The organism is Arcticibacter sp. (genome assembly GCF_045629565.1).
Classification (GTDB): domain Bacteria; phylum Bacteroidota; class Bacteroidia; order Sphingobacteriales; family Sphingobacteriaceae; genus Arcticibacter.
Window position 1 is genome coordinate 1 of sequence record NZ_JAZQRL010000081.1, and the last position, 18,534, is coordinate 18,534.

Here is an 18,534-nt window from a genome sequence, read left to right on the forward strand (position 1 = left end):
CTTCGGGGCCGGTGAATATGGAACTTAACGAAGAACAGCAAACACGGGCAGCGTCCTTTAGTATAATGTGTTATGAAGGCAACAGGCTGCTACGAGATCAGGGACAACGGAAAGAGAAACTCACCACGAAAATGGCGGCAACAGAAAAACGGGCAGCAACAGAGGCAACAACAAAAACGCAGGTAAAAGCGACGAAGCAACGAACGGCAGATGACAGGGATAGAGCAGATTTCCCGGTAGGGAAGCGCGTATCGTTTTCTTCTAAATACCAGGTTTGATGTCCAATTTTCTGGTAAAAAAAAACACGTGGTTGATTGTGTTCATTTTCTGCTGGGTGTATGTGTTAAATCTTTATTAAACTTGCAGTATGTTCAATTTTATGTTTGAAAGTGAACATATCATGATGGCTTACGATAGATCCCGACTTTTTTTAATTCTATTCGTTTCTATATAGTGGTGATCACCAGATTTTTTCAAAACAAACAATATGGCCGGCATTTATTTTCATATCCCTTTTTGTAAGCAGGCTTGCCATTACTGCGACTTTCATTTCTCTACGTCTGCGAAATACAAAGACGAGATCCTGCTATCCATGCTGAAAGAGCTGGAGATGCAAAGGGATTATCTTGGCACAGAAACGATAGGAACCATATATTTTGGTGGTGGTACACCTTCGGTTATCGCACCTGCAGAAATACAGCGATTTATTGATCAGGTGGTTAAGCAGCATCACGTTTCCGCTGATGCTGAAATAACCATAGAGGCGAACCCCGACGATTTGAGTCCTCAGCGGGTAAAGGAACTACGGCAGACAAATATTAACCGTTTCAGCATCGGCATCCAGTCTTTTTTTGAAGAAGACCTGCGCTGGATGAACAGGGCTCATAACGCAAAGGAAGCAGACGCAGCTATTAAGCGTGTTCAGGATGCCGGATTTGAGAATATTACCGCCGATCTGATCTACGGCTATCCGCTGCTCACGGATGAAAAGTGGAAGACGAACCTGGGGAAGATACATGAACTGAATATCCCGCATGTGTCGGCCTATTCAATGACCGTGGAAGCTAAAACAGCTTTAGCTCATTTTATAGCGAAGGGCAAGCAGCCGGAAATGAACGACTCGCAGAGTGCCGATCAATTTACTTATATGATCAGTCAGCTCAGGGAGTGGGGATTTGAGCATTACGAGACGTCTAACTTTGCGAAACCGGGACATTACTCCCGGCATAATACGAATTACTGGAGAGGGGTTTCTTATCTCGGCATCGGACCTTCAGCCCATTCTTTTAACGGAGAAACGCGGAAATGGAATATCGCAAATAATGCCAAGTATCTGGAAGCGTTGTTAGCGGACAAAATTCCTGCGGAGATTGAGGTCTTAACTCCTGAAGACCGGGTGAATGAATATATCATGACTTCCCTGCGCACGATGTGGGGAATGGATCTGAGGCGGGTGGACGAGCAGTTCGGCTCGGGATATAGCGGAGAGATTGAGAAGAATGCAGAGGAGTTTTTTGATAAGGGCTGGTTGGAGCGGAAAGACAATCATACTGTCGCGTTAACAGATGCTGGTAAGCTCTTTAGCGACCACATCGCTTCTGAGCTGTTCATCGATCAGGAAAGTAAATAATTGTCTGCTTTTTTGCGTTTAATCCTTAGTTTAGCAACGACCTATTTTATTAATCAGAATGAAGCGAATTATTTATTTTCTGGCAGTCCTGATGTTTGCGAACATCACGGTTTATGCACAATCAAAGAGTGAAAAACAAGTAGCTGCTGCTGTCGAATTTTTAAAGAAGGCCATGATCGATGGCTCAAGAGAATCTCTCGAAGCTATCGCCGGCGACAAATTATCATATGGTCATTCGGGAGGTAAGGTTGAAAACAAGGCCGAATTTGTAGAAGCAATAGCGAGTGGTAATTCCGACTTTGTCTCTATTGACCTAAGTGATCAGACCATTCAAATTTCTGGCAAAACAGCCATTGTTCGTCATACGCTTGTAGCAAAGACAAACGACCGCGGTGTGCCGGGGAACGTCAAACTGCATATCCTGACTGTTTGGCAAAAGTCTCATGGTAAGTGGGTAATGATCGCAAGACAGGCCGTTAAAAAGCCATAAAAAATGATGGAAGGGCTAAGCCCTTCCATAAATGATGGTCCAGTTCCGTAACAGACACACATGAGAACTGGTTAACTGTGCCGGGAGCATTCTCCAATCCCAATTTCCCTTTATCGTTGCAGGGCTGTTCATCCTGGCATCTGAATCTAACCCGATGATATCCTGGACGGGCAAGATGACCGTCTGTGCTACGCTTGAGTAGGCAAGACGGGCTAGCTCCAGGTGTATATTTCTGTCGTTGACCGTTCGTCCTAAATAATCTTGCAGGTTCTGTTTGTTCGTCTCATCAGCATCATGGTTGAACCAGCCTACCGTCGTATTATTGTCATGAGTGCCGGTATATACGAAAAAGTTCTCCTGATAGAGGTGCGGAATATTCAATGAAGACGGCATGTCATCTCCGAAGGCAAATTGCAGCACTTTCATTCCGGGAAGTTGGAATGTATCCCGAAGCTCATAAACCGGCTGATCAATATCACCCAGGTCTTCGGCAACGAAGGGGATCTGGCCAAGTGTCCGTTCAACCGTTTCAAAGAAATGCTTCCCGGGACCCGGCTTCCACTGTCCGTTGCGGGCGGTATCCTCTCCTGCGGGGACTTCCCAGTAAGATGAAAACGCTCTGAAATGATCAAAACGGAGTATGTCGAATAGCTCGGCATTTTTGCGTATACGGTCGATCCACCACTTGTACTCCTGTTCTTTCAGTACGTCCCAGCAAAAGACCGGCATTCCCCATAGCTGGCCATCGGCATTGAAGTAGTCAGGAGGAACCCCTGCTACACCTGTCATCTTGCCGGCGTCATCCAGACTAAATATTTCGCGGTGTGCCCAGACGTCTGCTGAATCATAGCTGATATAGAAAGGCATATCGCCAAACAGGCTGATGTTTAATCCGTTGCAATAGTCTTTAAGCGAATGCCACTGCTTGCTGAATATATACTGTATCCATTTTACCTCTTGCAGATCGGTTTCTTTAGCATCGGCGAACTTTTGCAGTGCTTCATCGTTGCGGAGCTTATACTCCTCCGGCCATTTGTACCAGGGGAGGTTACCGAATTCCTTCTTTAAAGTGGTATATAGGGCAAAGTCGTTTAGCCACTCTTCTTCGGCTGCGCAGAATGCTTCAAAATCGGAATTGTTTAATCCCTGCCGGATACACCTGAGGAAGGCTTTATGAAGCAGGTTATTTTTCAATTTCTGGACAGCCGGGAAGTCTACCTTGCTTTTCGCTTTAAGTGCTTTTGGCTTCAGGTCCTCTTCGTCAAGCAATCCCTCTTTCGCCAGGAGGTCAGGACTGATAAGGAGCGGGTTGCCCGCCATGCTGGAGCAGGAGCTGTAAGGCGAGTGCATACTGGCTTCTTCTGTTGGATTTAAAGGCAGGATCTGCCAATACTTCTGTTTAGCATCTGCAAGCAGATCGGCGAACCTGAATGCTTCGGCACCAAAGTCTCCAATACCGTACGCTGATGGGAGGGAGCTAATATGTAACAGCACACCGGCAGATCGTGGGTTCTGTGGCTGGGAAAGCCTGATAACGGCAAATGGCACCGTATGAAACAGGTCGTTGACCAGGACTTCTCCCTCCGCTTTTCCGCTGATGTTACGGAAAGGATCTTTCCATTCTGCAGGTACGGACGGGGGAAGGATAATGCGGGTCTTCCGCCAGTCTATCGCCGTTGGCGGACATTTTTGTTGTTCACAAATGGATGCTATATGCAGCGGGACGACAGTAATCACCCATTCATCCTTGTACCTGCGGGCATAGGCGAGGATGTTGTCTTTATATTTGCCTTTAACGGTCAGCGGCGTATAGGCACCACTTTCGAACAGCTCCTGATTTGCACTTCTTAACTGCAATAGCTGATGTGTTAGCCACAGCTTGATCTCGGCGGAATAACGTGTACTCCATAGCTGTTGGAGCTGATCTGTTCCTCCTTTAAGTACTTCGTCGAGAATTTTGGCTCGTGCACTGAAGTCGACCGGGCGACGGTTATCGGGGTCGACCAGACTCAGGTCCCATAGCTCGCAGCCCTGATAAATATCGGGCACGCCGGGACAAGTGAACTTCAGGATCACTTGCGAAAGCGAGTTGATAATGCCGAGATCGGCTATTTCCGTATGGAATTTTTTAAAGGTTTTCCAAAATTCGCCTTCCTGATGCAGGAGTGCGACAGCAAAGGAGCGGGTGGCCTCCTCATACTGTTCATTCGGTTCAGACCAGCTGGTTTGCACTTTAGCTTCCCGCAGTGCCTTTGTCAGGTATTCCTTCAACCGCTCAGGGAAGTTGTCTTGATCCTGACCTGGCATAGGATACGCGCCCAGAATGGTTTGATAGATCAGGTATTCGTCATTGGTGTCAGGCCTTGAGGAAACTTTTAGTCCCTCGTTTACCTTCATCCATTTACGAACCTTCTTCATCCATCGTTCAGGAATATTGGTCAGGACATTGAGGCGGGCTCTTACGTCTTCGCCTCTCTTGGTGTCATGTGTTGAAGTGCCGTTAATAGAAAGAGGCCATTGGGACTGACGCTCGCGCATAGCAGCATGAAAGTCATCTTTCGAGATTCCGAATGCACCCGGATAGTCGCCTACCTCATTGTGGCCGATGAAGCGATTGTAGGTGTACATCAAGGTATCTTCTACGCCCTTGGCCATGAGCGGGCCGGTAAACTGCATGCAGCGTTGATAGAAGTAAAGTGCGCGATCATTATATGCCTGGTCTCTGCTTTTGGGGTCTCCTGTAAAAATCTCTTCGAGTACATTGGCTTCAGTGATCAATTGCGGTTTCTTCACGCGAATCCGGTTGAAAATGCTCTTCAGCTCATCTGTCTCGGTTTCTTTCAATGGCATGCTGTTGCCATAGTAGCGGTATACTGGGGTATATATCAGCAAATAGGCGATAGCCGATTTGAAATCCTGCTGATTTAATTCGTTAGCAGGAAGCAGTGCTGAGCTGATAAAAAGCTGGTAGAGGTTTTCGAGCTCACCACCCATGTGCTGAAAAAGAATTGCGGCCTTTTTTTCGTGCACCTGATCTTCTACAGGTTCTGAATGAGCGCTGAGCTCCTGATAAAAGGAGCTGAATTTCTTTTCGTTTGCAGATTCACTGAAGACATTATTGACCAGACCCAGAAAGTCATAACCGGAATTGCCCTGCAGGGACCAGTCGGCTGGAATGGCTTCTCCTTCTTCGAGAATCTTCTCTGCAACGATGTAAGTGTCCGGGCTGGTGAGCTTTCGGAGGCGGTCGACGTAAGTACCCGGATCAAAAAGGCCGTCTATATGGTCAATGCGCAGACCCCGGAAGATACCCTCCCTACAAAGGTTGGCGATATACTCATGATACTTATCGAATACTGCCTGATCCTGAATGTTAAGGCAAATAAGCCCGTTAACAGTGAAAAATCTCCGGAAGTTAATGCGGCTGTCGGTTTCTCTCCAGTCGCAGAGCTCGTAAAATTGCTGGTCTACAATATTCTGAAGCAGTTCGGGTTGGCTGTTTATATGATCTACCCTGGCGTGGATGGAATCGTCTGCGGCGTTGTCGGCATTTTCTCCGTTGAATATGAGCGAATAGGACGCCGAATTTACGGGATAGGCAGCATCGTAATAGGTAAGCAGGAACTTTTCGTCGCGATACGCTAATTTTATCTCTCCATCTTCAAGAACTTTGGCGAGAGGAGCGCCGAGAAAGGGAACCATGATTTTGCCCTTATAGAAATGGGAGCTGAAGCTGGAGTCGAAAAAGGCGGCGTATTCGGAGTCGGGACCTTTCTCCAGAAGGTCCATAAGCCAGGGATTGCGATGATCAAACGCCATGTGGTTGGGCACTATATCCTGCAGCCACTGAATGTTGCTTTGGGCAAGTTCACTGCTGATCTTTCGAAGCTCCTCTTCGGTTCCGATCTCCGGATTGATGAGGTGGGGGTTCAGCCCGTCATAGCCATGCGTACTCCCGGGTGTTGACTGGAAAATGGGCGACGCATAGATGGTGTTGACGCCGAGTTTTTTCAGATAGGGGATTATTTGCTCAAATTGCTCAAAGCTAAACTCCTTCTGAAACTGGATGCGGTAGGTAGATATAGGGTTCATGAGATGTTTTCTAGGTTTAGTCGATGATCAGAATGGATTGTGCAGGAACCGGAATCGCTGTTCCCGCCGCAAAGCTTTCGGCAATTTCTGCCTTCCCGTTCCACTTTTTATCGCCGGAGAAGAGGAGGGTCGTCCATGACCTTTCGAGGTCGGGTAAGCTGATCTGCCGGATGCTGTCCGAAAAGTTCAAAAGGCAGACCGCGTGCTCGTTTTCCTGCCAGCGATGCAGCATGAGTGTGTTCTGTTCCTCATGGAACGTTACCTCCAGATTTTTTCTGTCGGCTTTTTTAAATACGGGGTGCTGTTTCCGGAGGTCTATCAGGGCTTTGTAATACATGAACATGGCTTGATGCGCAGGTTCGTTCAGCAGGTTCCATTGCAGCCGGGAATTTTCAAATGTGTCGGTAGACATAGGGTCAGGGGCTTCACCTGATGCATGGAAGTCTGCGAACTCGGCTTTGCGGCCTTTTCGTACGGCTTCAGCGAGCTGCGGATCGGTGTGGCTAACGAAATAAAGGAAGGGGTTGGTTTCACTCCACTCTTCGCCCATGAACAACATGGGGATGTAGGGAGCGACCATGACGGCTCCGGCCAGTAGCTTCTGCATTTCGAATCCGTGTATTTGACTGGTTCGTTCTCCCAGCATCCGGTTTCCTGTCTGGTCATGGTTTTGCGAAAAAACGATGAACTGTTTGCCGGGATTCTCTTCCGCTTTCAAGCCGAAGAATTTCTTTCTATGAGGCGAATACTGCCCATCATAAACGTAAGCGTCCTGATAGGACTTGGCGAGGTGCGAGATCCCTTTGAAATCTGAGTAGTATCCTGTTGCCGGTTCGCCTGCTGTTGTGCGAAGTGCGTGATGAAACTCGTCTATCCATTGTGCATCCATTCCGAAACCTTGCTTTTCGATGGGATTGATAAATTTGGGATCATTAAGATCCACTTCGGCGATCAGGTAATGTTGTTTACCCGTCTGCTTTGTCAGCCGATCGGTTGCCATCTTGAGCTCTCTCAGCAGGTGAACCGGGCTGAGATCTTTTATGGCATGAACGGCGTCCAGACGAAGCGCGTCGATGTGGAAGTCATTGAACCACATGAGTGCATTTTGAATGAAATACGTCCTGACGGCATCGCAATGAGCGTCGTCAAAGTTTAGCGCATCGCCCCATGGTGTGTTGTACTTGGAGGTGAAGTAGTGTCCGAAATCGTTCAGATAGTTTCCTTCCGGCCCTATGTGGTTGTATACAACATCCAGTATGACGGCAATACCTTTGTTATGACAAGCATCAACAAGCTGCTGCAAACCGTGTGCCCCTCCATAGGAATTTTGGACGGCATAGGGTCCGACGCCATCATAACCCCAGTTTCGGTTTCCCGGAAACTGGGCTACAGGCATAACTTCAATAGCTGTCACCCCCAGGTCGAGAAGGTGATCCAGCTTTCTTTCGATGCCCTCAAAAGTGCCTTCAGGAGAGAATGTTCCGGTATGGAGCTCGTATATGATGTAGTCTTCCATCGCCGGATTTTTCCAGTCATGATCTGTCCAATTGAAACTGGACAGATCAATGGCCTCTGATACGCCATGCACACCTTCTGGTTGAGAGAGGGAGGCTGGGTCAGGCCGTTCTGTTTTTTTATCCAGAACAACCTGATAGCGGTCTCCTTCTTTTAACTGATTGGTTTGAATGGTCCAGTGTCCGAAGTCATCTTGTGTTAATGGCAACCTTAAGGTCTTATCCGGTATGTTGATTTCTGCAAATTTAGCTTTCGGAGCCCATAATGTAAATTCAGCCACTCCCTCCCCGTTAATTCTCAGTCCTGGTCTCTTTTCAAATAGCTTCATTTTATGTGTTATTTTTTAGTCTGCTTTAATACAACAACACTCCGGCTTTCTACGATGATTGACTCGGCGGCTGCAAAGTGGTCCCCTTTTTCTTCCACAAAGTTTTCGTGTGTGTCCAGCACTTTAACCCATTCCTTTCCATACCGTTCTTGTGGCAAAATAAAGTTTAGCGGTTCGTAATGGGCATTGAAAATAATGTAAAAGCTGTCATCGATGATCTTTTCACCTTTAGGCCCGACGGAGCGGATCGCGTTTCCGTTTAAAAACACTCCGAGCGACTTAGCAAAATCGTGACTCCAGTTTTCGTCGGGCATTTCTTGTCCTTCAGGCAGGAACCAGGCGATATCCTCTAAGCCAATTCCTTTTATAGGCTGACCCGTAAACCAGCGTCTGCGACGGAATACGGGATGTTTTTTTCTTAGGTGGATGACTTTGCGGGTGAAGTTGAGCAGGTCGAGGTCGGCTTCCGTCCAGTTCAGCCATGAGATCTCGTTATCCTGGCAATACGCGTTGTTATTTCCGCCCTGAGTCCGGCTGATTTCATCTCCCGAGACTAGCATAGGTACTCCCTGTGAAAGAAAGAGCGAGGTAAGGAAATTGCGTTTTTGTTTCTCCCTTAGCGCGTTTATAACTTCATCTGATGTAGGGCCTTCTGCTCCACAATTCCAGGAACGGTTATGACTGTCGCCGTCATTGTTGTCTTCGCCATTATCTTCGTTATGCTTCTCGTTGTAAGAAACGAGGTCGTTCAGGGTAAAGCCATCATGTGCTGTAATGAAGTTGATGCTGGCTGTTGGTCTTCTGTAGTCGTCTTTGTACAGGTCTGAACTGCCGGTAAACCGCTCAGCAAATTCTCCCAGCATGCTATCTGCACCTCTCCAGTAGTCGCGCAAACAGTCGCGATACTTGCCGTTCCATTCAGCCCATCCGGGAGGGAATTTCCCTACCTGATAGCCGCCCTCACCGATATCCCAGGGTTCGGCAATTAATTTTACCTGCGAGATAATGGGGTCCTGGTGGATAATATCGAAGAATGAACCCAGGCGGTCGACTTCATGAAGCTCCCTGGCGAGGGTAGAGGCAAGGTCGAAACGGAACCCGTCAATATGCATTTCTGTGATCCAGTAGCGGAGACTATCCATAATAAGTCGAAGAACTCCGGGAAGTCTGGCATTTAAAGTGTTGCCGGTCCCTGTATAGTCTTTGTAGTAACGGTTGCTTTCTTCAGACAGGCGGTAGTAGGATGCGTTGTCGATCCCCTTAAATGAAAGCGTTGGGCCCAGCTGGTTACCTTCGGCCGTGTGGTTGTATACCACATCCAGAATGACCTCGATACCCGCTTTATGAAGGGATTTAACCATTTGCTTAAACTCCGTGACCTGCTCACCGAAAACACCGGTACTGCTGTACCTGACATCAGGAGCAAAGAAACCAATGGAGTTGTATCCCCAGTAGTTACTCAGCCCTTTGTCGATCAGGTGTGAGTCCATGACGAATTGATGTACAGGCATCAGCTCGATCGCAGTAATGCCTAAGTCATGCAAGTACTGGATGGTGAGGGGATGGCCAATAGCAGCATAAGTGCCGCGGATTCCTTCAGGAATATCGGGGTGCAGCTTGGTGAAACCCTTAACGTGGGCTTCATAAATGATGGTTTTGTGGTAAGGTGTGCTTGGCCGCCTGTCGCCTTCCCAATCAAAAGTGGGGTCAATAACTACTGACTTGGGGATATAGGGGGCACTGTCGAGCGTGCTGAAGCTGAGGTCAGCATCAGGGTGCCCTATTTCGTACCCGAAGAGCGCGTCGTGCCACTGAATGGCACCGGCGATGGCTTTGGCATAAGGATCGATCAAGAGCTTGTTGGGGTTGAAGCGATGTCCGTTTTCCGGGTCGTAGGGGCCGTGGACCCGATAGCCGTAAAGCTGGCCAGGTTTCACATCAGGCAGGTAAACATGCCATACATGGTGCGAGCGTTCCCTGACTTCTATCCTTATATCTTCGGCCAGATCATCGCCAGATTTAAACAGGCAAAGCTCAACTTTTTCAGCATTTTCTGCGTAAAGTGCGAAATTAACTCCGTTGCCATCCCAGGTAGCACCCAGGGGATACGGAGATCCGGGGTATACATTTATATTCATGGTCTAAAAAGGAGGATGTGATATAAAATGTTTGAAAAAAATGGCAATACGCAGAAAATGGGAAATACGCGGAAGAATTATCTCATTATGTGATCGACGTCATGTTTTAATATTGGAAATATATCCTCTTTTGTATCCATACATATAATACCAAATTGATGAGTCATACATTTCATATACCTGTATTAGGCCTGGGGTTTACGATAGATACACCGCTAAAAGTGGCGCGTTATGGAATCTCATCTGTTCTTTCTATAGTGGATGATATGCTAATAGAGCGGATGAGAAAGTTTTATGCCAAAAGCCATGACGAAGAATATGTTCCAATAGACATAAAAGAGGAAGATCACCGGGCCAAGCGCGTTTGTGATTATCTGAATATGGTAAACCGTAAGGTGAATGAGCAGTTTGAACAGCTTAAAAGGCAGGCGTTTGTTCCCGGATCTGATATTACAAGGTACTTTAACCTATTGCCTGATGGATCTGCGCTGAAGATAAAGTATGATCAAATGATGAGGACCACTTCGCAGGAAGAGAAAGCCCGTCTTGATTCTGAGCTGCGGGAGGAAATGCAGAAAGGGTCAATTGATGTGAATATCATGGCCAAGGTTGACAAGATGCATTATGCAATTAACGGCGAAGTAACCGGGGATGAAAATTCTGATGCTCTGGCGGGCCTCAGAGGTTTCGCAATGAGTGACCTCCGTTCATCTGTGGTGTTATCAGCTGGAATGAATCCGCGCCTTTACAGCTATCTTGAACATTTTCCGGACTTCTATCCGGATGCTGACGGTGTATTGAAGAAAGGCATCATTTTGAAAGTCAGTGATTTTCGTTCCGCATTTATACAGGCGAAGTTCCTTGCTAAAAAGGGCATATGGATCTCCGAGTTTCGTATCGAGTCGGGATTAAACTGTGGCGGTCACGCTTTTGCAACTGAAGGATACCTGATCGGGCCTATTCTGGAGGAATTCAAAAACAAGAGGCAGGAGATGATTGCAGAGCTGTTTGGTATATATCAACAAGCCTTGCTAACGAAGAACATCGCGATAGCAAGCCCCCCTGCTTTGCGGGTAACGGTTCAGGGCGGAATCGGTACTTCGGAAGAAGATGCTTTTTTGGTAAACCATTACAACCTGGATGGAACCGGATGGGGCAGCCCTTTTTTATTGGTGCCTGAGGCTACTAATGTAGATGAGACTACGCTTAAGAACCTGAGCCAGTCATCGGCTGATGATTTTTATGTAAGTGCTGCATCTCCGCTTGGTGTGCCATTCAATAATTATCGTTTAAGTTCAGCTGAGGTTCAGAGGCAGGAAAGGATTGATAAAGGTCGTCCGGGTAGTCCTTGCAGAAAAAAATATCTGGTGTCTAACACCGAGTTTACGGAGCAGCCCATTTGTACGGCTTCGCGAGAATACCAAAATCTAAAAATCAAGCAGCTGAAAGCCATGCCGCTTTCTGAGGAGGAGTATCAAAGTGAAGTCGAGAAGGTGACGCAGAAGCTTTGCTTATGCGAAGGCTTGGTTACCTCTGTATATATCAAGAATAATATGCTGGAGAGGAAGGAGAATACGGCTGTGGCAATATGCCCGGGGCCAAACCTTGCTTATTTTTCGAAGGTTATGTCTTTAGATGAGATAGTGAAGCATATATATGGCAAGATCAATCTACTTCAGGGAGTGAGTCGCTCATCATTGTTTATCAATGAGCTTAACTTATATGTGGAGTATCTTAAGAAGGACATCCAGGCTCATATCAGTCGTCTTGACGCAAAAAAGATCAAGCAACTCGAAAAGTTCAGGGAACAGTTATTATTAGGTGTGGATTATTATAAAAGCCTGGCTTCTCAGTTCAGCAATCAAACAGAGCAGTACATAAAGCGATTTTCAGAAGAACTTCTAGCTATAGAAGCCCAAATTCACAGTATCCAGGTGAGAGAAATTGCGGAAGTCTGACTTTAAAGTGCAGTAACAATCGAAGCAATCAGAACAATAGCGGTAAGGAAGAGATATATGATAATATCAGCGTTTCTTCTTTCCGCATCACTAAGCTTCGATTTGAAAGTTTTTTCGTTATATGACTTAACCATAATGACTTAATTATTGTTCAGTGACTATTTAGCAATATTTAAGCCAGCGGACCTGACTGGAGCGAGTTTTTTTGATTTAGCTTCAAATGGGATGGGATGAAATACTGTTGTTAAATTCAAGGTGTATTCTAAACAGGACAATGGCGTACTGAATACCGAAATTATATCAGAGTTTCTTTCAGTCTTCTTCTTGCCAGATGGATTCTGTTTTTAACGGTGCCGATAGGGCTGTATAGTTTACGGTTAATCTCCTCATACTTGAAGCCCTCCATATGCATTAGTAAAGGTTTTCGATGCTGGTGGGGGAGATCGTCAATTATCGCGTAGATTTGTGTGATGTTTAGGTGAGAGTCGGCCGTACTATAAGACGGTAACTGAATAGCTTCGTCAGTGTCGAGGGACGTTGTTTTTATTCTGTTCTTCCGGTATTTATTGATGAAGAGGTTTCGCATGATAATGAAGAGCCAGCCGCGTACGTTTGTGTCCTCCCGGAACTTGTCGTAATTTAATAGTGCCCTCAGAAGTGTGTCCTGAATCAAATCCTTCGCATCGTTCTCGTCTCCGGTATACTTCATAGCGTGAGGCTTCAAGTATCTTGATTGCTTGGCTATGAGGGAGCTGAATACATCTTTTTGCATGGTTAAAAGCTTTGGTGAAGCTGAGGATTGATTGGCTGAATACAAATAAAGCCATCTGGATGTCTTTCCTGAATGACCATTGTCACATCTCTGGCTGATTATCATCATGCGGATGCTGTGTCATATATCGGATCTTTGAAATTCATATACATCATGAAAACTTCTGAAATATCTACTAATACATTATGTTATCATTGTGGGGATGATATCGCTTCTGAATTGTTTATAGTTGACGACAAGCAATTTTGTTGTGCCGGTTGTAAGGGAGTGTATCAGGTTCTTTCTCAAAATAATCTTTGTAATTACTACGTATACAATAAGGCGCCGGGTCAGACGAAGCAATATGTGGAGCAACATTTTGACTTTCTTAATGAGCCCTCTATCTTTTCGAAGTTGGTTGATTATACGGATGAGAAGATCACGCTTATCACGTTTTTTATTCCGGCGATCCACTGTAGCTCCTGCCTCTGGCTGCTGGAACATCTGCATAAAATTAATCCTGCAATAGTTCAATCGAGAGTCGACTTCCTGAAAAAACAGGCCGAGATTACTTTTGACCAAAATAAGGTGTCGTTAAAAGAATTGGTCGAGATATTGGTGTCGATCGGTTACGAGCCGCTTATTAGCTTGCAGGATGTTGTTAAGGAGAAGAAAAATTCGGTCAACAGGGACCTTATCAGAAAAATTGCGGTTTCAGGGTTCTGTCTCGGAAACGTAATGCTTTTTAGTTTTCCGGAGTATTTGGGGATATCTTCTTTGGAAGCTCAATTCCAGTCGCTGTTCGGGTGGTTAAACCTGGCCATGGGCGCTGTGGTGACGTTTTATTGCAGTCAGGACTTTTTTACATCGGCCTGGGGCAGTTTAAGAAACAGAGTGATTAATCTCGATACACCACTCGCATTAATAGTTGCGGTTTTGTTTATTCGCTCGGCTTTCGAGATTATCAGTGGTACTGGTCCGGGTTTTTCCGACACACTTACCGGCCTGGTTTTTTTGTTATTGATGGGACGCTGGGTTAAACAACGTACCTATAATCACATTTCGTTTAACAGGGACTACCGCTCTTATTTTCCTGTTGCCGTTACATTGCTGGATGAGAATGGACAGGAGAAGCCTGTTCCGATCAACGATCTTGAAGTTGGCTCGCGAATTCTTGTGCGCAATAATGAGATTGTGCCGGCAGACTCTATACTAATGAAAGGCGATGGCTGCTTTGATTTCAGTTTCGTTACCGGTGAGTCAGATCCGAAAACGAAGGTTCTGGGAGAAGTGATTTATGCTGGAGGCAGGCAGATCGGGAAGGCTGTAGAGATGGAAGTGGTGAAACCCGTGTCGCAAAGTTATCTTACAAGGCTTTGGAACAATGAAGCATTCAAACGAGATGATAGTAAGATAAAAAATTTCAATGATACGATTGCGCAGTATTTTAGCGCTGTAGTGATTGTAATTGCTACAGGATCGTTGAGCTATTGGTACTATCACGGAGACATAAGCCGGGCATGGGATGCATTTTCGGCAGTTTTGATTGTGGCGTGCCCCTGCGTATTGGCATTAAGTACTCCGCTAACTCTTTCCACGGTTTTGGGAATGTTCGACAAGAACGGCTTCTATCTTAAGAATACGGATGTGGTGGAGCAATTAGCCAGGGTAGATTCGGTTGTATTTGATAAGACGGGTACGATCAGCTGCCCCGAGGCCGTCGATTTACGTTTCTCGGGTACGCTAAGCAGGTATGAAGAGTCGCTGGTAGGTAGCCTGGCGAGAAATTCATCACATCCGCTGAGCCGCGAGATCGTGAAATGGTTAGGCGGTGCTGCGGACTTAAGGGTTGAGGGATATTCAGAGGTCGCGGGAAAAGGCGTTTCGGCATTTGTTGACGGTCATGAAATCACGATGGGCAGCCGGGCTTTTGTCTCGCCAGATGCGGATGTAATGAGCACTTCATCGGTCGTCCATGTTCGCATTGATGACGAGTATAAGGGATTTTTTAAGATCAACCAGCGATGGAGAGATAGTTTAAAGCAGTTGATCCATGTTCTGAATACCCGATACCGGATGCATGTCATCTCCGGGGATCATGCGGCTGAGAGGAAATCTTTATCTTCGATATTTCCGGAGTACGTTCCGATGCTATTTAAGCAAAGCCCTCACGATAAGCTTCAGTATATTAAGAAGCTCCAGCAGGATCAAAATATTGTAATGATGCTAGGAGATGGCCTGAATGATGCGGGGGCACTTCGTCAGAGTGATCTGGGTGTTGCTGTGACGGATAACATCAATAACTTCACTCCTGGTAGTGATGCCATCCTGAAGGGCCCGGTCATGGGAAAGCTGCCTCAGTTTATACATCAGGCAAAGATGGCGATAAAGATCATTAAGGTTAGTTTTGTGATTGCATCCGTTTACAACCTGATCGGAGTTTACTTCGCTGTTCAGGGGAGCTTATCGCCATTGACGGCGGCTATTCTTATGCCGATGAGCACAGTGACCATTATTACTACCACCAATCTGGCAAATCAATATTTTGCGAGAAAAAATAAGTTGCGATGAACATACTGTATTTTTTAATCGGCTGTAGCGTCGTTATGGCGCTCTTTTTTCTTGCGGCTTTCTTTTGGGCGTTGAAAGATGGACAGCATGACGACGTGCATACTCCAGCAGTTAGAATTCTTTTTGACGACGATAAGCCAGAGGAAGCCGAGTAAGGCTTCCTTTAATGACTATTTTATTGAATAATCCAATGAGTACTTGCCTGGCCCTGTAAAGAAAAGGCTGGCAAAAATGCCTGTGAATATAAACGAGGATTCTTTTATGGCAAAGGGGTCAGCACTGTGTACGATAAAAAAAGCGACGAGCATTGTTGCAATTAAAGGTATTACCGCTACACGGGTAGCGAAACCAAGCATCACCAATAGCGAGCACAGAAATTCTGCGAGAATGGCGAGGTAGAGCGTCAATTCAGGTCCAACTCCAATGGGATCTGCAAACTGTGTCGATCCTGCAAGAGCCTTTTCGAGTTTCGGCCAGCCATGAGTTAACATAGCACTTCCCGCTACTAACCTGAGCAGCAGTAAACCCAGGTCAAGTGAAATAGCAGTACTTCTAAATAATGAGGATTTCATGTCTTTACGTTTTAAGTCTCCATCGAAATTAACAAATGTTTGCGTGAGAATATTAAAAGTATGATGAAAATCACTTATTTCCGCAATCTCTGTCATCTTAATGTAAGTTGCAACAAGGTAATTTTGGCATTCGGAATACATATCCTATTGTTATTATGCAGCTTGAAAAATTTAATTACGACAACAAAATTGTCCGAAACTTCGGAATCGCCACGATTGTATGGGGGATCGTAGGTATGACGGTGGGTTTGCTGATTGCTTCCCAACTGTTTCAACCATCACTGAATATGTCATCGCCATATACCACCTTCGGTCGTATAAGGCCCTTACACACGAACGCAGTAATTTTTGCATTCGTTGGCAACGGGATATTCATGGGGGTTTACTACTCACTACAACGATTGCTCAAGGCAAGAATGTATAGTGACACTTTAAGTAAGATCCATTTTTGGGGATGGCAGCTTCTTATCGTCTCTGCTGTAATCACGCTGCCATTGGGAATAACGACTTCGCATGAGTATGCTGAACTGGAGTGGCCGATTGATATTTTTCTGACACTGATATGGGTTGTATTCGGTATCAATATGTTTGGTACCATTATAAAGCGCCGAGAGCGGCATATGTACGTAGCCATCTGGTTCTACATAGCGACGTTTGTTACGGTAGCTGTGCTGCATATCGTTAACTCTTTTCAATTACCTGTCTCTTTATTCAAGAGCTATTACCTTTACGCCGGTGTGCAGGATGCGCTTGTTCAGTGGTGGTATGGGCACAATGCCGTGGCTTTTTTCCTTACCACTCCTTATCTGGGGATGATGTATTATTTCCTTCCTAAGATGGCAAACAGACCGGTTTACTCGTATAAACTAAGTATACTGCACTTTTGGTCGCTCATATTCATTTATATATGGGCTGGTCCGCATCACTTACTATATACCTCGCTACCATCCTGGGCACAGTCACTCGGGGTTGCATTCTCCATTATGCTTATTGCCCCAAGCTGGGGTGGAATGATTAACGGTCTTCTTACATTGAGAGGGGCGTGGGACAAGGTACGCGACGATGCTACTCTTAAGTTCATGGTAGTAGGTCTTACAGCTTACGGTATGGCGACTTTCGAGGGGCCGATGCTCTCATTGAAGCAGATAAATGGTATCGCCCATTTTACTGACTGGATCGTATCACACGTACACGTGGGCGCTCTGGGCTGGAACGGATTTTTGACTTTCGCGATTCTTTACTGGCTGATTCCGAGAATATACCAAACCACTCTATATTCTAAAAAGGCTGCGAGCTTCCATTTCTGGATAGGCACTCTGGGGATTCTGTTCTATGCAATTCCGATGTATTGGTCTGGGTTTACTCAAGGCTTGATGTGGAGGGAGTTTACTCCTGAGGGGATGCTGAAGTATCCAAACTTCCTGGAAACGACGCTTGCTATCATTCCGATGCACGTTCTTCGCGCAGTAGGTGGTGCATTGTACCTGGCTGGTGTTATCGTCATGACATGGAACCTGTATAAGACCATGGCACAAGGAAAGCTACTGGCAAATGAACCTGCTGAATCATTACCGCTGGCTCCGGCATTTGTTGCACATGGATCTGAGAAAGGCTGGCACAGACGTCTGGAACGCAGGCCGATGCAGTTTCTGGTGATCTCGCTTATTGTGATACTGATTGGCGGTATGGTTGAAATGATGCCGACATTTATGGTTTCGTCTAATGTACCGACTATCGCATCTGTTAAACCTTACTCTCCTTTAGAGCTCCAGGGCCGGGATATTTATATCAAAGAAGGTTGTGTTAATTGCCATACGCAGACAGTGCGGCCTTTCAGATCAGAGACCGAGCGATATGGAGAATACAGCAAGGCCGGTGAATATGTGTATGAACATCCGTTTTTATGGGGCTCTAAACGTACAGGTCCGGATCTGCACCGTGTGGGAGGAAAGTATTCTGACGCATGGCATTTCAATCATATGTTCGATCCGACTACCATGTCCCCGGGCAGTATAATGCCTCCTTATCCATGGTTGGTTGAGCAGGATCTGGATATTTCGACGACCCCTGCTAAAATTAAGGCTATGAAAACTTTGGGAGTGCCTTATCCCGAGGGCTATGAGGACAAGGCTGTAGACGATTTAAACAAACAAGCGTCTCAAATTTCGGCAAATCTGGCCAAGGATAACATTCAGGTGGCCAGCAATAAGGAAATAGTTGCTTTGATTGCTTATTTACAACGTCTGGGAGTAGATATTAAAGCAAATAAAACTGCAGCAAATTAAAGTAAACCATTAAAGACCAGGATTATGTTCAGACAATTTATCAGTTCAGTAGAAGGAAGTCAGATTTATCTGATCACTTCTCTCGGAATATTTCTAGTTTTTTTCATCGTTGTGGCTGTCATGCTCTTCTTGATGAAAAAGGATCACATACAGCAAATGAGCGAAATGCCATTAAGAGACAATAAATAGTACAATAGTATAGAA

Annotated in this window: 14 protein-coding genes; 8 read left to right on the forward strand and 6 right to left on the reverse strand. The window is 45.9% G+C overall.

Annotated elements, in window-relative coordinates:
- The 3 genes from ACKI5J_RS10110 to ACKI5J_RS10120 form a co-directional block, all read left to right on the forward strand.
- Positions 1–278: hypothetical protein (locus ACKI5J_RS10110; RefSeq protein ID WP_407429088.1), on the forward strand; the 278-nt coding region annotated here is incomplete at its 5' end.
- A 209-nt stretch (positions 279–487) separates the two neighbouring features.
- A complete protein-coding gene (gene hemW / locus ACKI5J_RS10115) occupies positions 488–1,630 on the forward strand; it encodes a radical SAM family heme chaperone HemW (RefSeq protein WP_407429090.1) in 1,143 nt (380 codons plus the stop codon).
- Between the two features lie 58 nt (positions 1,631–1,688).
- Entirely contained in the window at positions 1,689–2,120 is a 432-nt protein-coding gene (locus tag ACKI5J_RS10120) for a nuclear transport factor 2 family protein (protein WP_407429092.1), read from the forward strand.
- A gap of 15 nt (positions 2,121–2,135) precedes the next feature.
- On the opposite strand, the gene treY is transcribed toward ACKI5J_RS10120, so the two are convergent.
- Genes treY through glgX form a run of 3 tightly spaced genes read right to left on the reverse strand, consistent with a single transcriptional unit; the run spans position 2,136 to position 10,193 of the window.
- Positions 2,136–6,212 (reverse strand): malto-oligosyltrehalose synthase, encoded by a 4,077-nt coding sequence (treY, locus tag ACKI5J_RS10125; protein ID WP_407429094.1) that lies wholly within the window; start codon positions 6,210–6,212, stop codon positions 2,136–2,138.
- Positions 6,213–6,228: 16 nt separating this feature from the next.
- Complete coding sequence (treZ, locus tag ACKI5J_RS10130; protein ID WP_407429096.1) at positions 6,229–8,055, reverse strand: malto-oligosyltrehalose trehalohydrolase; 1,827 nt, start codon at positions 8,053–8,055, stop codon at positions 6,229–6,231.
- Between the two features lie 8 nt (positions 8,056–8,063).
- Complete coding sequence (gene glgX / locus ACKI5J_RS10135; protein WP_407429098.1) at positions 8,064–10,193, reverse strand: glycogen debranching protein GlgX; 2,130 nt, start codon at positions 10,191–10,193, stop codon at positions 8,064–8,066.
- 158 nt (positions 10,194–10,351) lie between these two features.
- On the opposite strand from glgX, the gene ACKI5J_RS10140 reads away from it, so the two are divergent.
- Positions 10,352–12,151: a hypothetical protein gene (locus ACKI5J_RS10140; protein ID WP_407429100.1), complete on the forward strand. Its 1,800-nt coding sequence runs from the start codon at positions 10,352–10,354 to the stop codon at positions 12,149–12,151.
- A gap of 2 nt (positions 12,152–12,153) precedes the next feature.
- On the opposite strand, the gene ACKI5J_RS10145 is transcribed toward ACKI5J_RS10140, so the two are convergent.
- Together ACKI5J_RS10145 and ACKI5J_RS10150 are read right to left on the reverse strand one after the other, a co-directional pair.
- Complete coding sequence (locus ACKI5J_RS10145) at positions 12,154–12,285, reverse strand: hypothetical protein (protein ID WP_407429102.1); 132 nt, start codon at positions 12,283–12,285, stop codon at positions 12,154–12,156.
- A 161-nt stretch (positions 12,286–12,446) separates the two neighbouring features.
- Positions 12,447–12,923, reverse strand: a complete 477-nt coding sequence (locus ACKI5J_RS10150) for an RNA polymerase sigma factor (protein WP_407429104.1) — start codon at positions 12,921–12,923, stop codon at positions 12,447–12,449.
- Positions 12,924–12,995: 72 nt separating this feature from the next.
- Here ACKI5J_RS10150 and ACKI5J_RS10155 point away from each other — a divergent pair, with 72 nt between their 5' ends.
- Positions 12,996–15,473, forward strand: a complete 2,478-nt coding sequence (locus tag ACKI5J_RS10155; protein ID WP_407429106.1) for a heavy metal translocating P-type ATPase — start codon at positions 12,996–12,998, stop codon at positions 15,471–15,473.
- Complete coding sequence (gene ccoS, locus ACKI5J_RS10160) at positions 15,470–15,628, forward strand: cbb3-type cytochrome oxidase assembly protein CcoS (RefSeq protein ID WP_407429108.1); 159 nt, start codon at positions 15,470–15,472, stop codon at positions 15,626–15,628. The genes ACKI5J_RS10155 and ccoS overlap by 4 nt, the downstream gene beginning before the upstream one ends.
- A gap of 15 nt (positions 15,629–15,643) precedes the next feature.
- Here the strand turns inward: ccoS and ACKI5J_RS10165 are convergent, their stop codons facing one another.
- Entirely contained in the window at positions 15,644–16,045 is a 402-nt protein-coding gene (locus ACKI5J_RS10165) for a DoxX family protein (protein ID WP_407429110.1), read from the reverse strand.
- Between the two features lie 155 nt (positions 16,046–16,200).
- On the opposite strand from ACKI5J_RS10165, the gene ccoN reads away from it, so the two are divergent.
- Together ccoN and ACKI5J_RS10175 are read left to right on the forward strand one after the other, a co-directional pair.
- Positions 16,201–18,330: a cytochrome-c oxidase, cbb3-type subunit I gene (ccoN, locus tag ACKI5J_RS10170; protein ID WP_407429112.1), complete on the forward strand. Its 2,130-nt coding sequence runs from the start codon at positions 16,201–16,203 to the stop codon at positions 18,328–18,330.
- 24 nt (positions 18,331–18,354) lie between these two features.
- Positions 18,355–18,519 carry a hypothetical protein gene (locus ACKI5J_RS10175; RefSeq protein ID WP_407429114.1) on the forward strand — a complete coding sequence of 55 codons (165 nt, stop codon included), beginning with the start codon at positions 18,355–18,357 and terminating at the stop codon, positions 18,517–18,519.
- Positions 18,520–18,534: the final 15 nt, after the last annotated feature.